The organism is Streptomyces sp. NPDC054765 (assembly GCF_053612065.1).
The window spans coordinates 1-14,219 of record NZ_JBSHBP010000111.1; the positions used below are offsets into that span (position 1 = coordinate 1).

10 protein-coding genes are annotated in these 14,219 nt (G+C 70.6%); 4 read left to right on the plus strand and 6 right to left on the minus strand.

All coding sequences use genetic code 11. The features are described from left to right. Positions 1-46: 46 nt before the first annotated feature. The 5 genes from ACWGJY_RS36085 to ACWGJY_RS36105 all read right to left on the minus strand — a co-directional run bounded on the left by ACWGJY_RS36085 (position 47) and on the right by ACWGJY_RS36105 (position 7,510). Positions 47-1,510 carry a catalase gene (locus tag ACWGJY_RS36085; RefSeq protein WP_453265126.1) on the minus strand — a complete coding sequence of 488 codons (1,464 nt, stop codon included), beginning with the start codon at positions 1,508-1,510 and terminating at the stop codon, positions 47-49. A 177-nt stretch (positions 1,511-1,687) separates the two neighbouring features. After that, positions 1,688-4,282, minus strand: coding sequence for a SpoIIE family protein phosphatase (locus ACWGJY_RS36090; protein WP_453265127.1), 2,595 nt, complete (start codon positions 4,280-4,282; stop codon positions 1,688-1,690). A gap of 88 nt (positions 4,283-4,370) precedes the next feature. Beyond that, on the minus strand, positions 4,371-5,054 hold the full coding sequence (locus ACWGJY_RS36095; protein ID WP_453265128.1) for a class I SAM-dependent DNA methyltransferase: 684 nt from the start codon (positions 5,052-5,054) through the stop codon (positions 4,371-4,373). 211 nt (positions 5,055-5,265) lie between these two features. Beyond that, positions 5,266-6,009, minus strand: a complete 744-nt coding sequence (gene fomD / locus ACWGJY_RS36100; protein ID WP_453265129.1) for a cytidylyl-2-hydroxypropylphosphonate hydrolase — start codon at positions 6,007-6,009, stop codon at positions 5,266-5,268. 88 nt (positions 6,010-6,097) lie between these two features. Further along, positions 6,098-7,510: a class II fumarate hydratase gene (locus ACWGJY_RS36105; RefSeq protein WP_453265130.1), complete on the minus strand. Its 1,413-nt coding sequence runs from the start codon at positions 7,508-7,510 to the stop codon at positions 6,098-6,100. A gap of 660 nt (positions 7,511-8,170) precedes the next feature. Here ACWGJY_RS36105 and ACWGJY_RS36110 point away from each other — a divergent pair. Together ACWGJY_RS36110 and ACWGJY_RS36115 are read left to right on the plus strand one after the other, a co-directional pair. Further along, positions 8,171-9,457 carry a glycoside hydrolase family 27 protein gene (locus ACWGJY_RS36110; RefSeq protein WP_453265131.1) on the plus strand — a complete coding sequence of 429 codons (1,287 nt, stop codon included), beginning with the start codon at positions 8,171-8,173 and terminating at the stop codon, positions 9,455-9,457. 475 nt (positions 9,458-9,932) lie between these two features. Then, complete coding sequence (locus ACWGJY_RS36115; protein WP_453265132.1) at positions 9,933-10,355, plus strand: hypothetical protein; 423 nt, start codon at positions 9,933-9,935, stop codon at positions 10,353-10,355. Positions 10,356-10,627: 272 nt separating this feature from the next. Here ACWGJY_RS36115 and ACWGJY_RS36120 read toward each other — a convergent pair whose 3' ends face one another. Next, positions 10,628-12,301: a fumarate hydratase gene (locus ACWGJY_RS36120; RefSeq protein ID WP_453265133.1), complete on the minus strand. Its 1,674-nt coding sequence runs from the start codon at positions 12,299-12,301 to the stop codon at positions 10,628-10,630. Between the two features lie 168 nt (positions 12,302-12,469). On the opposite strand from ACWGJY_RS36120, the gene ACWGJY_RS36125 reads away from it, so the two are divergent. Both ACWGJY_RS36125 and ACWGJY_RS36130 read left to right on the plus strand, forming a co-directional pair. Further along, a complete protein-coding gene (locus ACWGJY_RS36125; protein WP_453265134.1) occupies positions 12,470-13,372 on the plus strand; it encodes a DUF1707 SHOCT-like domain-containing protein in 903 nt (300 codons plus the stop codon). Between the two features lie 297 nt (positions 13,373-13,669). After that, entirely contained in the window at positions 13,670-14,029 is a 360-nt protein-coding gene (locus ACWGJY_RS36130) for a WhiB family transcriptional regulator (RefSeq protein WP_453265135.1), read from the plus strand. Positions 14,030-14,219: the final 190 nt, after the last annotated feature.

Below are 14,219 nucleotides of genomic sequence, written 5' to 3' on the forward strand. Positions count from 1 at the left end.
GCCTTCACGGGCGGGGGCCGCGGTGCTGTGACGGAACGCCGGCGTCTCAGCCGCCGTTCACCTTGTGGGCGATCCGGTCGCCCACGTTCTTGTCGATGTTGCGCCAGTACTGGAGTGCGCGGTCGAGCACCGGGCGGCTGACGCCGTTCAGGAGGTGGCCGGACACGTTGTTGACGAGCCGGTCGCGGGCCGCGTCGTCGAGGACCTGGCGGACCATCGTGCCGGGCTGGCCGAAGTCGTCGTCGTCGCGGCGCAGCGTGTAGGCCTCGCGCACCATGGCGCCGCCGGTCTCCCAGCCCGCGGGCTCCCCGTAGCGCAGGGTGTCCGCCGCCGGGCCGCCGTAGCTGTTCGGGGCGTAGGGCCGGGCCGTACGGGCCGGCTCGTAGCGCATCGGACCGTCCTTCGCGTACGAGTGGACGGGCACGTGCGGCCGGTTGGGCGGCAGCTGCGCATAGTTCGGGCCGATGCGGTGGCGGTGGGTGTCCGGGTAGGAGAACAGCCGGCCCAGCAGCATCTTGTCCGGTGACGGGCCGATGCCCGGCACCATGTTGGACGGTTCGAACGCCGCCTGCTCGATGTGGACGAAGTAGTCCTCGGGGTTCTTGTTGAGCGTCATCCGCCCGACCTCGATCAGCGGGTAGTCGCCGTGCGGCCACACCTTGGTCAGATCGAACGGGTTGAACCGGTAGTCCGGGGCGTCCGCGAACGGCATGACCTGCACATACAGCGTCCACGACGGAGCGTTGCCGCCGTCGATGGCCTCGAACAGATCACGGCGGTGGTAGTCGCCGTCCTCGCCGGCGATCCGGTCCGCGTCCTCCTGGGTGAGGAAGTCGATGCCCTGGTCGGTCTTGAAGTGGTACTTGATCCAGAACTTTTCGCCGCCGGCATTGACCCACATGTAGGTGTGCGAGCCGTAGCCGTTCATATGGCGGTAGGTCTTGGGAATGCCGCGGTCGCCCATCAGCCAGGTGACCTGGTGGGCGGACTCCGGCGACAGTGTCCAGAAGTCCCACTGCATGTCGTTGTCGCGCATCCCGTTGTCCGGGCGGCGCTTCTGCGAGCGGATGAAGTCCTGGAACTTGATCGTGTCACGGACGAAGAAGACCGGGGTGTTGTTCCCGACCAGGTCGTAGTTGCCTTCTTCGGTGTAGAACTTCAGGGCGAAGCCACGGGGGTCGCGCCAGGTGTCGGGGGAGCCCTGCTCACCCGCGACGGTCGAGAAGCGGGCCAGCATCTCGGTGGTCTTGCCCGGCTGGAAGAGATCCGCCTTGGTGAACTGGCTGACGTCCTGGGTGACCTGGAAGAAGCCGTACGCGCCGGCGCCCTTGGCGTGCACCACCCGCTCGGGGACCCGTTCGCGGTTGAACTGGGCCATCTTCTCGATGACGTAATGGTCCTGGAGCAGGATGGGGCCGTCCGGACTCACCGTGAGGGAGTGCTCGTCGCTCTCCACCGGAATGCCGGCGTTGTTCGTCGTGCGCGGGACGTTTTGCGCGGTGCTGGACATGGAGGAGTGCCTCCTGGGTCGACGACTGGGAGTAGGGGTCGGTCAGTCCCGTATTGGGGCAGTCAGTCCCTTACGTCCACCCAAGCAGTCAACTCCCCCAACGGCATGTCGGCAAGAGTTGGACCCCGTCCGGTCTCAGACGGGGTCCAAAAGGTGGGAGGTCGCGGCCGGCCGGCGTCAGAGTCGCGAGGCCCCCGGAGGCATCGTCAGCTCGAACCAGACGACCTTTCCCATGCTCAGACGGGTCGCGCCCCAGCGCCGCGCCATCCGGTTGACGAGGTAGAGACCCCGCCCGCCCTCGTCCGACGGCCGCGCCTGGCGCAGCCGCGGCAGCTGCGGAACATCGTCCCCGACCTCGCAGCGCAGTACGTCCGTTCGCAGCAACCGCAGCGTGATCGGCCGTTCCGCGTACCGCACCGCGTTCGTCACCACCTCGCTGACCAGCAACTCCAGCTGATCGGTCAGCTCCTCCAGACCCCAGCGCGTCAGCGCCCGCCGGGCCAGCCGGCGTGCCTGTCCGGCCGTCTGCGCCTTCGGGTCCAGATACCAGTACGCGACATCGCTCGGCGCGATCCCGTCGAACCGGGCCGCCAGCAGCGCGATGTCATCATCGCGGTCGCCGGGGCCCAGCATGTCCAGCACCTCGTCGCACATCGGCTCCAGCGGCGGCGGGTTGGGACCCGTCAGCCGGGCCGTCTCCGCCAGCCGCTCCCGCAGCTGCTCGATACCGGTCCACACGTCCCGGATCCGCGACTCGACCAGACCGTCCGTATAGAGGACCAGGGTGGCGCCCGCCGGGGCGTCCAGCTCCACCGCCTCGAAGTCCACCCCGCCGACGCCGATCGGCGCGCCCGACGGCACCCGCAGCACCTCGGCGCGCCCGCCGCGGTGCAGCATCACCGGCGGCGGATGCCCCGCGTTGGCGATGGTGATCCGGTGCGCGACCGGGTCGTACACCGCGTACAGGCAGGTCGCCATGCGGTCCGTGCCCAGCCGCTGGGCCTGCTCGTCGAGGTGGTGCAGCACCTCCTGCGGCGGCAGGTCCAGCCCCGCCAGGGTCTGCGCGGTGGTGCGCAGCTGGCCCATGATCGCCGCCGAGGTCATCGAGTGCCCCATGACGTCGCCGACCACCAGCGCCACCCGGCTGCCCGGCAGCGGGATCGCGTCGTACCAGTCACCGCCCACCCGTGCCGTCTCGGCGGCCGGCAGATAGCGGCTGGCCAGCCGGACCCCGGTCGGCTGCGGCAGCGAGTCCGGCAGCATCGTGCGCTGCAGCGCATCGGCGATGTACGCCTCCCGGCCGTAGAGCACCGCCTTGTCCACGCCCAGCGCGGTGTGCGTCGCCAGTTGCGCCGCCACCAGCAGGTCGTCCGGCTCGAACGCCGGCCGGTCCGGGCGGCGCAGGAACACCGCCGCGCCGATCACCCTGCGACGGCCGCGCAGCGGCGCCAGGATCACCCGGTGGCCGCCGGGCAGCCGCGGATCGGGACCCAGCAGCTCCGGCAGCGCGGTCCGCGCCGCCTGCGCCTCGCCGAACAGCGGCCGTACGCCCCGCAGCACCTCGGCCAGCGGCCCGCCGGGCTCCACCTCCGCCAGCTCCGCCGCGCTGCCACCCATCGCCGGCCCCAGATCGGGCTGCGCGGGCAGCACCGGCAGCCGGGCGCCGTTGGTGTCCGGCTCCTCCGGAATACGGTCGGTACGGCGCAGCCGCAGCACCACCGGACCGGTCGGGCGCTCATCGCCCACCGGCAGCGGATCCCGCAGATAGACGAGGATGGCGTCGGCGAACGTCGGCACCGTCGCCCGGCACAGCCCGAGCACGATCTCGTCGAGGTCGATCCCGCGGGCGATCCGCCGCGTCGCCGCCCCGATGAAGCGCAGCCGGTCGCCGCCCGCCTGACGGGCCGCGGCCACCTCACCGCTCTCGCCCGGATGCGCCGAACGGGCCGGGGGAGCGGCCGGCGGGCCCTGCGGCGGTCCGGCCGGACCGGGCAGCCGGTCCACGGTGGCCTCTGCGGCCGCCGGCCGCGACACCTCGCTCCGCTGGGGATCCGGGCCCGCCGAGCGTCCGCCGTGCGGCGCCGGTGACTGCCCCGGCACGGTCCCGCCCGGCTCGCCGTCGTGCGGCCGCGACCGCCCGGTACCACCCGGACTGCCGCCCTCCCGCGGCCGTCCGATGCCCTCGCCGCCGTGCCGCGGGCGCTGCCCGTGCTGCGGCTCCTCGCCCGGCTCCGGCGCCTCGGCGCGGCCCACCGCACCCTGCGCCACCCGCCGTCCGGCACGGGTCGTCTCCCGCCCCGCGTCCGCTGCCCCGCCCGGCCGTCCGCCCGCAGGCATGGCCACCTCCCCGTACGCGTCGCCGTACGCCTCCCCGTACGGGATCGAGGCGTCCCGTGCGGCGGCATGACCGCCGCTGTGCTCGCTGGTGCGCCCGCCGGTATGGCCCGCGGCAGCGCCGTCCGCGTCCGCCGACGGGTCCTGCCGCGCCGCGCCGTGATCCGCGGCCGGCTCGTCATCGTGGCGGCCGGCGGGTCTGCCGGCCGAGGCCGTGACGGCGACACCGGCAAGACCTATGTCGTCACCGCCGCGCACCGCGAACCCGGTGCCAGGCGCCGGAATGAACCCGGCCCTGGCGGGCTGCTGCGGGGCGCTGCGCGGGTCGGGGACCGCGCCGAACGACGCCGTCCCGGCCGGCCCCCGAGCAGGGGTCGCCGAGGACGCGGCGGTCGAGGCCGACCGCCGCGATTCGTGGGAGGTGGGGTGCTCCGTCACGCGTGGGATTCCATCCGTCCGGGGCTGCGCGCCCGCCGTGCCGCGTTACGGGCGCGCCGCCCGTGCGGGGCGCCCAACGCGCTGCGTTTCAGGCGCGTCGCAGGTGCAGAAAGAGCTGGATCTCGGGTGCTACGTCCGTACTCGCCGGGGCGTATGCGTAGGCATCCTCCCCGACGACTTCGAAACCCGCGTCGTGCACGACCCGGCGCAGGTCGTCCCGCAGGTAACCCGATACCCGGATCGAGTTGCCCAGGAACGGAATGGTGGAGTCGTCCACATCCGCCTCGACCATGGACAGGGCCAGGAGCCCTTCCGGTCGTAGCAGATCATGGAGCATGGCCAGTGCGTAAGGGATTTCCGCACGGGGCAGCATCAGAAGGCAGAAAAAAGCGACGATGCCGTCGAAGGAGCCGGAGCCGCCGAGCCGGCCACCGCGCAGATCGGCGATGTCCAGCCGGTGGAAGTCGGCGTCCGGGACGTTCTCCCGGGCCAGTGCGACCATCGAGGGGGAGAGATCGATTCCCACGACGCGGTGTCCGGCGCCCGAGAGCTGACGGGCGGTCGGCAGGCCCGTACCGCAACCGAGATCCAGGATGCGTGATCCGGCGGGCAGGGTGCCGGCCACCCAGCTGCCCGAGGCGAGCTGGCCTTCCTTGTGCGGGAAGGCGTCGTCGTACCGGTCGCCGATCGCGTCGAACGCCTCGGCCTGGCCGGCCCGGTCCAGTGCTAACCGGTTCAGCCCCTCGTATCCGTCGTAGTGAGTTGCACTCACGACCTCGCCCCTCCTGCGACCGCGGTCAAGTTCGTTTTCCCGTTCTGGAGTTGCGCCTGTGCAGTCTTGCGGAGGACGATCCTACGTTTGAAGACCCGGGGCGCAGCAAGGGGGCTCGGCCCCGCTTCTCGCCCCGCGGGAAACAGCTTTGCCCATAGGCGCAGCTTTCCACGGTTCGCCCCCTTCACTCGTGTGGTTTCACTTCACTTCCTCACGACCGCAAACGATCCGGCGCGCGGTCCCAGTTGTCCGGGAGCCGGGGAACCTCCCAGGCCGGGTCGGGCCGCCAGTCCTCCCAGCCGTCGGCGTACGGCTCGCGCCAGGCCGTGATCTGTGCGATTGCGGCCCGGCCCGCCGATCTGACCTCGGCGGCCTGTGCATCCGTCATCAGCCCGTCCCGCTGCGCCTGCGCGAACTCGTCCTCGTCGCGCCACTCCCAGCTCCGGTCCGGATAGACACAGATGTCCAGGAAGTGGTCCTCGGAGTCAATGCCGCCCGACCAACGGCGGCGCGGCTCCTCCAGATTGACGTACCAGTTCTTGAACTGCCAGCCACGTTCCCAGAACAGCCACACCGACCACGGGTCGCCGGGCCGGGCCAGCTTCAGCACACCGGTGCCGAACCACTGGTCGTGGAGGGTGCGGCGCGGTTTGGTGTAACGGGTGGACAGCGGCTCGCGGTGCACCGGAGTGCCGTCGGCCAGCACCGGTTTGACGCAGGTGGTGCCCGGCGCCATCCACACCGCGAGCAGCTCGTCGGTGTCCTGGACCACGGTCATCGGACGACAGATGTGGAACCGTCCGGCGTCGGCATTGTCGCGATAACGCCACAGAATGTGGTCCCCCGGCGCCCAGTGTGACGCTCCCGCCGCACCGTCCGCCGCCTGCCCCGCCCCGGCCGTCCCGCGTCCGCCGGCCGTCTCGCCTTCCGTCGTGTCCACCATGTCCGCTGTCATGCGCAGATCTTAGAGGCGTGGCATGACGCGCGCCGTGACATGAGCCGCACCGGGCGTTACGGACGCGGTATCCTGCGCCGCCCCGCTGTTACGGGTGCGTCATGCGGAGCACATCGAGCGCCTCGTCCAACTGCTCCTCGCTCAGCAGCCCCCGCTCGACATAGCCGCCCTCCAGGACCACTTCACGAATGGTCTTCCGCTCGGCGAGGGACTTCTTGGCGACCTTCGCCGCCTCTTCGTACCCGAGGTACTTGTTGAGCGGAGTGACGACCGACGGCGACGACTCGGCGTACTCCCGGGCCCGTTCCACGTTCGCGGTGATCCCGTCGACCGTACGGTCCGCCAGCAGCCGGGACACATGGGCCAGCAGCCGCACCGACTCCAGCACGTTCTTGCCGATCACCGGCAGCATCACATTCAGCTCGAAGTTGCCGGCCGCGCCGGCCGCCGCCACCGTTGCGTCATTGCCGGTGACCTGCGCCGCGACCATCAGCACCGCCTCCGGGATCACCGGGTTGACCTTCCCCGGCATGATCGACGAGCCCGGCTGCAGATCCGGCAGCGTGATCTCCGCGAGCCCGGTCCGCGGCCCGGACGCCATCCACCGCAGATCGTTGGCGATCTTCGTCAGCCCGACCCCGATCGTCCGCAGCTGCCCACTGGTCTCGACGATCCCGTCGCGGGCCCCCTGCGCCTCGAAGTGGTTGCGCGCCTCGGTCAGCGGCAGCCCCGTCGCCCGCGCCACTTCGGCGATCACCGCGGCCGAGAACCCGGGCGGGGTGTTGATCCCCGTCCCCACCGCCGTACCGCCCAGCGGCAGTTCCGCCAGCCGCGGCAGCGAGGCCCGCAGCCGCTCGACGCCGTAGCGCACCTGGGCGGCATAGCCGCCGAACTCCTGCCCCAGCGTCACCGGCGTCGCGTCCATCAGATGCGTCCGCCCCGACTTCACGACCTCGGCGAACTCCTCCGCCTTCCGCTCCAGGGACTCCGCCAGGTGTTCCAGCGCCGGAATCAGATCGTTGAGGACGGCCGAGGCCGCCGCGATATGGATCGAGGACGGAAAGACATCATTGGACGACTGGCTGGCATTGACATGGTCGTTCGGATGGACCGGCCGGCCCAGCCGCTCGCTCGCCAGCGTCGCGATGACCTCGTTGGCGTTCATGTTCGACGACGTCCCCGACCCGGTCTGGAACACGTCAATGGGGAAGTGGTCATCCCACTGCCCCTCCGCGACGGCCGCGGCGGCCTGCTGGACGGCCTCCGCGATGTCCTTGTCCAGCACCCCCAGCTCCCCGTTGACCAGGGCGGCCGCGCCCTTGATCCGCGCCAGCGCCTCGATGTGCGCCCGCTCCAGCCGCTGCCCCGAGACCGGGAAGTTCTCCACCGCCCGCTGCGTCTGCGCCCGCCATTTCGCATGCGCGGGCACCCGCACCTCGCCCATGGAGTCGTGCTCGGTCCGAAAGCCGTCGGAGTCGCCGGATGCGCTGTTGTCGCTCATACCTATGTCAGTGCCCGGGGACGGCGATCTGTTCCCGGGTACTCCCGTAAGTCACCTGCCTGCGGGGCACTCATCCTTCGGGCGCGCCATGAACGCCGTCCAGGCGTGGCGGGGGGCGAGGAGGGCGGGCCCCGCGCCTCGGTCAGGCCGCCGGTGCCGTAGGAGCGTCTCGTGGTGGCCTTTGGTGCGCTCGCCTTCGGCGTGGTTGGTGCCTTCGCCTTCGGCACGGTTCGGCTGAACCCGTCGCGGCAGCCCAGACGTTGATATCCGTTTGATCATGTTTGAACTGGCTGGATCGGGCCGGTGAATTGCTGCCGGCATTGACTGTTTATGTTGTTTTTGGTTCGCTTGCCCGCGCGCCGCGTCAGACGTCAGACATCGGATCCACCGCACCGGCTGCTCCCCCCACACAACCACCTGGACCGAGGTGGGCACGGTCCCCCTGCCGGAGGTGACGACCACTCAGAACATGGTCGCGCTCACCGGTCCGCACAGCACAGGCACCCGTGGCGAAGCCGGCCGCACCGGCTTCCCGCAGAGCTGAGGTCCGCAGCGGAGCGGTCCTCCGGCCCGTGCTGCTCCCGCCGATCGAACGCACCCGGATCCCCGGCCCGCCGGCCGGAATCCACCCGGATCACCGACCCCCTTCTGGAGGCCTCCATGCGTGTGCTCTCCCGTCCACTGTGCGCCATATCCCTCATGCTCCCCCTGCTCGGCGTCCCCCTGCTCACCGCAGGCCCCGCGCGGGCCCTGGACAACCACCTGGCCCTCACCCCACCCATGGGCTGGAACAGCTGGAACACCTTCGGCTGCAACGCAACCGAGCAAATCGTCAAGGACACCGCCGACTTCATGGCATCCAGCGGTATGCGCGACGCCGGCTACCAGTACCTCACCATCGACGACTGCTGGATGGAACGCTCCCGCGACTCCGCCGGCCACCTCGCCCCCGATGCGGCCAAGTACCCCCACGGCCTGGCCTCACTCGCCGCATACGTCCATGACAAGGGCCTGAAGTTCGGCGTCTACGAGAGCCCGACCTACCACACGTGTCAGGGCTTCCCCGGAAGTCTTGGATACGAGCAGCAGGACGCCGACACCTTCGCCTCGTGGGGCGTGGACTTCCTCAAGTACGACAACTGCACGGCCAGCGACCCCTCCCAGCGCCCCGGCGACGAAAGGCTGCCGCTGGAGACCCGGGACGGCACCATGCGCGACGCCCTGGCGAGAACCGGCCGCCCGATCGTCTTCAGCCTCTCGCTCCAGCCCGCGGCCCAGGGCGAGTCTCCCTGGGAGTGGGGCAAGAGCGTGGCCAACATGTGGCGCATCGACGGGGACCGGGACGCCTCCTTCGACGGCCTCAAACGACTCATCCACACCGACTTGGACAAGTCGAAGTGGGCCGGTCCCGGCGCATGGAACGACATCGACATGCTGGGGACCGGCAACTACGCCTACGCGGCGGGCTCTTCCGACCCCAGCAAGCGCCTGTCCTATGACCAGGAGAAGTCCGAGCTCTCGGCCGCCGCGGTGCTCGCGGCCCCGCTGATCTCGGGTGCCGACCTGCGCACCCCCGAGGCCGCCGGCACTTCCGGCTTCCCCATCAGCGGCCAGGACCTGAGCGTCTACCTCAACAAGGACGTCATCGCCGTCAATCAGGACAGCCGTGGCGAACAGGGCACGGCGGTCACCACCGCGAACGGCCTTGATGTGCTGCGTCGCCCCCTGGCCAACGGCGATGTCGCCGTGGCCCTGTTCAACGAAACTTCCTCCCAGGCCGTCATCTCCACCACCGCGGCGGCCGTCGGCCTCCCGGCGAACAGCACTGGCTACGATCTCAACGACCTGTGGGCGCACGCCGGCCACGTCAGCACTGACGGCACCATCAGCGCCACCGTACCGGCCGGCGGTACCGTGCTCTACCGGGTGAGCCGGCGCCCGGCCTGAACGGGGCGGGGGGCGAGGCGGTGAGCCGACCGGCCGCCGAACGGGTGCCGGACGACCTTCCCGGCCTGTCCAAGGGTTCCCACCGCCGGGGCGGGCGTTGCGCCGTCCCCGGCGCCGTCCCCGCCGGAATCCGAATCGAGTACGGGATGCTCGCACCCCGCTGCGTCCGGCAGGGACGGAGATCAGGGTGGCGAATCTTTGGGGCCCTCTGACACGGGCCCGGGGCGGCGGGTCAACACCCTGTCAGGCCCGTTGCGGCGAGGGCCTGTTACCCGTGTCCCGCTCCTGAACGACTGTTTCGGTTTGAAGCGGGATCAGCATGGTCAGCGGGTTTTGTGGTGGATTCGTAACGGTGCCGGGCGGGAGGCAACGGGTGGGGCGGCCGGTTCATCTTGATGGTCAGCGAGGCGCACCGAGCGCCTTCGCAAAGGGGATGGGTCTCGCCATGTGAGGGAGATCCACGGGAGGGAAGTCCATGACCAGGACGAAGAAGACCGGGATGAAGGCGCGGGGCGGCCGGATGGCCGCGATCGGTGCGCTGGGTCTGGCCTCAGTGGCTCTGGCCGCCGGGCCGGCGTTCGCCAAGGGCAGTGTGGACATCACGGCGCCGCACACGGCACAGGTCGGCAAGACCATCACGGTCAAGGCGCACGGCGGCGACGACAGCGCCGGCTACCTGCACCAACTGTGCGTGGAGGAGAACGGCTTCGGCCAGGGGTGGCACCAGGAGAACTGCAGCGCCCCGGTCAAGGGCGACGCGCAGGTCACTTCACAGGGTACGTCCGCGCGCCGCGGCAACCTGCAATTCCGTGCGGTGCTGTACGGCCTGACCAGCCCGCACGACCAGAAGCCCGTGCGTCTGCACGCCTCTGACGTGGTGACGGTGCAGGTTCGCTGATTCCGGCAGCGCGGCCACGAGCACTGCCCGCAGCTGCGCGGTTTTGTGCCTGTTCGCCATGAGGTGAAGAGCCGGGCGGGATCAGGGTGCCGAGCAGGCACGTCCGTCCTGGCGCCCGGGTGACGCCGGTGCCCCCGACCCCGCGGTCGGGGGCACCGTCATACGCCGCGTCAGCGGGCCGCTAGCCGCATTGGCGAGGGCCTCGTCGGGAGCGGAAGCCCACAGGCGAGCCCCCGGCGTGCGCCGGGGGCTCTGTGGTGGTGCTGCGGGGCTCAGTTGGCGCCCCGTACCGGAATGCTCGTGAACGTAGGCGCCGGTGCCGGGTCCTGGAAGAAGTCGTTGCCCTTGTCGTCGACGACGATGAAGGCCGGGAAGTCCTCGACCTCGATCTTCCAGACCGCTTCCATGCCGAGTTCCTCGTACTCCAGGACCTCGACCTTCTTGATGCAGTCCTGGGCGAGGCGGGCAGCCGGGCCGCCGATGGAGCCGAGGTAGAAGCCGCCGTGCGTGCCGCAGGCGTCGGTGACCTGCTGGGAGCGGTTGCCCTTGGCCAGCATGACCTTGGAGCCGCCGGCCGCCTGGAACTGCTCGACGTAGGCGTCCATCCGGCCGGCCGTGGTCGGGCCGAACGAGCCGGAGGCGTAGCCCTCGGGGGTCTTGGCCGGGCCGGCGTAGTAGACCGGGTGGTCCTTGAGGTACTGCGGCATCTCCTCGCCCGCGTCCAGCCGCTCCTTGATCTTCGCGTGTGCGATGTCGCGGGCGACGACCAGCGTGCCGGTGAGCGAGAGGCGGGTCTTGACCGGGTGCTTGGTCAGCTCGGCGAGGACGTCGTCCATGGGGCGGTTGAGGTCGATGGCGACCGCGTCGAGGTCCGGGCCGGCGCCCTCGGTCAGCTGCTCGTCGGTGGTCTCCGGCAGGAAGCGCGCGGGGTCGGTCTCCAGCTGCTCCAGGAACACGCCCTCGGCGGTGATCTTCGCGACGGCCTGGCGGTCGGCGGAGCAGGAGACGGCGATGGCGACCGGGCAGGACGCGCCGTGGCGGGGCAGGCGGACGACGCGGACGTCGTGGCAGAAGTACTTGCCGCCGAACTGGGCGCCGATGCCGATCTTCTGGGTCAGCTCGAAGACCTTGTCCTCCAGCTCCTTGTCGCGGAAGCCGTGGCCGGTGGGCGAGCCCTCGGCGGGCAGCTCGTCGAGGTAGTGCGCGGAGGCGTACTTGGCGGTCTTCATCGCGTACTCGGCGCTGGTGCCGCCGACGACGATCGCGAGGTGGTACGGCGGGCAGGCCGCCGTGCCGAGCGAACGGATCTTCTGCTCCAGGAACTTCATCATGGAGGCCTCGTTGAGGACCGCCTTGGTCTCCTGGAAGAGGAAGGACTTGTTGGCGCTGCCGCCGCCCTTGGCCATGAAGAGGAACTTGTAGGCGCCGCCGTCGGTCGCGTACAGCTCGATCTGGGCCGGGAGGTTGGAGCCGGTGTTCTTCTCGTCCCACATCGTCAGCGGAGCCATCTGCGAGTAGCGCAGGTTCAGCTGGGTGTAGGCGTCGTAGATGCCGCGGGAGAGGGCCGCCTCGTCGCCGCCCTCGGTCAGGACCTGCTGGCCGCGCTTGCCCATCACGATCGCGGTGCCGGTGTCCTGGCACATGGGCAGCACACCCGCCGCGGCGATGTTGGCGTTCTTCAGCAGGTCGAGCGCGACGAAGCGGTCGTTGGCGCTGGCCTCGGGGTCGTCCAGGATCGTGCGGAGCTGGGCGAGGTGCGTCGGGCGCAGGTAGTGCGCAATGTCGTGCATCGCCTCGGCGGCCAGCTTGCGCAGCGCCTCCGGCTCGACCTTGAGGAACGTCCGTCCGTCGGCCTCGAAGGTGCTCACGCCCTCCGCGGTGACGAGGCGGTACGGGGTGGTGTCCTCACCTACGGGGAGAAGGTCGGTGTAGGCGAATTCCGGCATCGAAGGTCATTCCTTACTCGGAGAGGTCCGGCTGGCATCTACGGCAGCGCCTCCACAGCGTAGAACCCTGGCGTACGGACGCCGCTGTGAGGTAGGGCTCAGTGGGCAACGAGACCTGTCGCGGCCGATCCCTGGTCGCGATCTATCGCGTTTCGGTACGCTGGGGCCGTGGATGCAGACAACGGGGGACGACCGGGCCCCGAGACCCCGCCCGGACCGCTTCAGCAGCACGACCGGCTCCGGGAGCGGCAGCCGGTGAACATGACCAAACCGTCGGCCGCGCCGCCCGTAGTGGCCGAGGGCGACATCCGGGCGTCCGACGCGGACCGCGACCGGATCGCCGAGATCCTCCGCGAGGCCCTGGCGGAGGGCCGGCTCGACCCGGAGGAGCACGCCGAGCGGATCGACACGGTCTACCGCGCCAAGACCCTGGGTGAACTGGAGCCCGTGGTACGGGATCTGCCCCCGGCGGGCGGCGCCCGCGACCGCCCGGCCCCGGACGCGTACGTCTACGGACCGGGTGCCCCGGTACCGGACCAGAACCTCGTCGCGATCTTCAGCGCCTCCGTCCGCAAGGGCCGCTGGCAGGCCCCCGCGCGGATCAACGCCTTCGCGTTCTTCGGCAGCGTCGAGATCGATCTGACCGAGGCGGTCTTCCCGCAGCAGCAGGTCCAGATCAACGCCACGTCGGTCTTCGGCAGCGTGGACATCCGGGTCCCGGAGAACGTCACGCTGCGCAGCAGCGGCTCCGGCATCCTGGGCAGCTTCGAGGTCGAGACGCATGACGCGGAGGACGCCGACGCCCCGCAGGTCCTGGTCAACGGCTATGCCGTACTGGGCAGCGTGGAGGCCAAGGCCAAGCGCGGCGCCTGGATCCGCGATCTGCGCGACCGGCTGCGCGAGGGGCGCCGGGAGCTGCGTCACGAGCTGCGTGAGGAGCGGCGCCAGCGTCACCTCCAGCTGCGCCAGGAGCGGCAGGAGTGGCACGAGCGTCACCTGCAGCTGCGCCACGAGCAACAGGAGTGGCACGAGCGGCTGCGGTCCGAGCGCCGCGAGCGCCGGGACCGGTAGCGCCGGCGGCAGACGGGACGCCGGGGACCGGCCCCTGGGGCAGCAGCATCCGAGGCGGCGTACGGCGCTCGGTCGGCGCACCGCGGCGGGCGGTCCACGGGACGGGCGGTCCACGGGACGGGGCGCCACCCGTGATTTTCTCCTTGTCGCACGATCGCCACGGTGTGCATAAGCGTGCGTACAGCGGGTAGGGCTGGTGCATCGTCTCTCGTACGGCTGCGGGGTGCGGAAAAAGGCCGTGCGCAGCGAGACGGGCAAGGGTGGTTCTCGCGCCGAAGCCGTCGTCAGGAGTAGACCGTGCTGCTACCGCATCAGCCCCTGCAGGATGCCGCTGTCGTTCCGTCCCAGCAACTGCCTGCTCGTGACGAGGCCGGCCCCTGGCATTCGGAGGCGGTGTGCCGCCGGGACGAAGCCGGGCTGTTCTTCGCCCCGTCCAAGGAGCCGACCGCCGCGCGGCTGGCCAGAGAAGAGGCCGCGAAGCGGGTCTGTGCCCGCTGTCCCGTGATGGTCGAGTGCCGGGAGCATGCGCTGCTCCAGCCCGAGCCGTACGGCGTCTGGGGCGGTCTGACCGCCGCCGAGCGCCGGGTGGTGCTGACCCGCCGACGGCGCCGGGAGACCGAGCTCCAGCGCGCGGCCCATATGCCCGCGGCAGGCTAGACGGCCGCGTGAGCGGCTTCGGCCCATCGTGCGCACCCCGGGCGTATGGGCCACTTCGCCCCCGCCGGAGACTCTCCGACGGGGGCGAAGTGCGTGTACTAGGGCCTGTGTGTGGTTGTGATCAATCAGTTGCCTGCAGGAGGTCATTGACCCAGATCATCGAGGCGCGGAGGTGGAGGCCGGCGAGGTA

Bases quoted from the DNA above. Each gene is read 5' to 3' on its own strand.
- ACWGJY_RS36085 (WP_453265126.1), bottom strand. From the start codon at position 1,510: ATGTCCAGCACCGCGCAAAACGTCCCGCGCACGACGAACAACGCCGGC.
- ACWGJY_RS36105 (WP_453265130.1), bottom strand. From the start codon at position 7,510: ATGAGCGACAACAGCGCATCCGGCGACTCCGACGGCTTTCGGACCGAG.
- ACWGJY_RS36115 (WP_453265132.1), top strand. From the start codon at position 9,933: ATGACCAGGACGAAGAAGACCGGGATGAAGGCGCGGGGCGGCCGGATG.
- fomD (WP_453265129.1), bottom strand. From the start codon at position 6,009: ATGACAGCGGACATGGTGGACACGACGGAAGGCGAGACGGCCGGCGGA.
- ACWGJY_RS36110 (WP_453265131.1), top strand. From the start codon at position 8,171: ATGCGTGTGCTCTCCCGTCCACTGTGCGCCATATCCCTCATGCTCCCC.
- ACWGJY_RS36120 (WP_453265133.1), bottom strand. From the start codon at position 12,301: ATGCCGGAATTCGCCTACACCGACCTTCTCCCCGTAGGTGAGGACACC.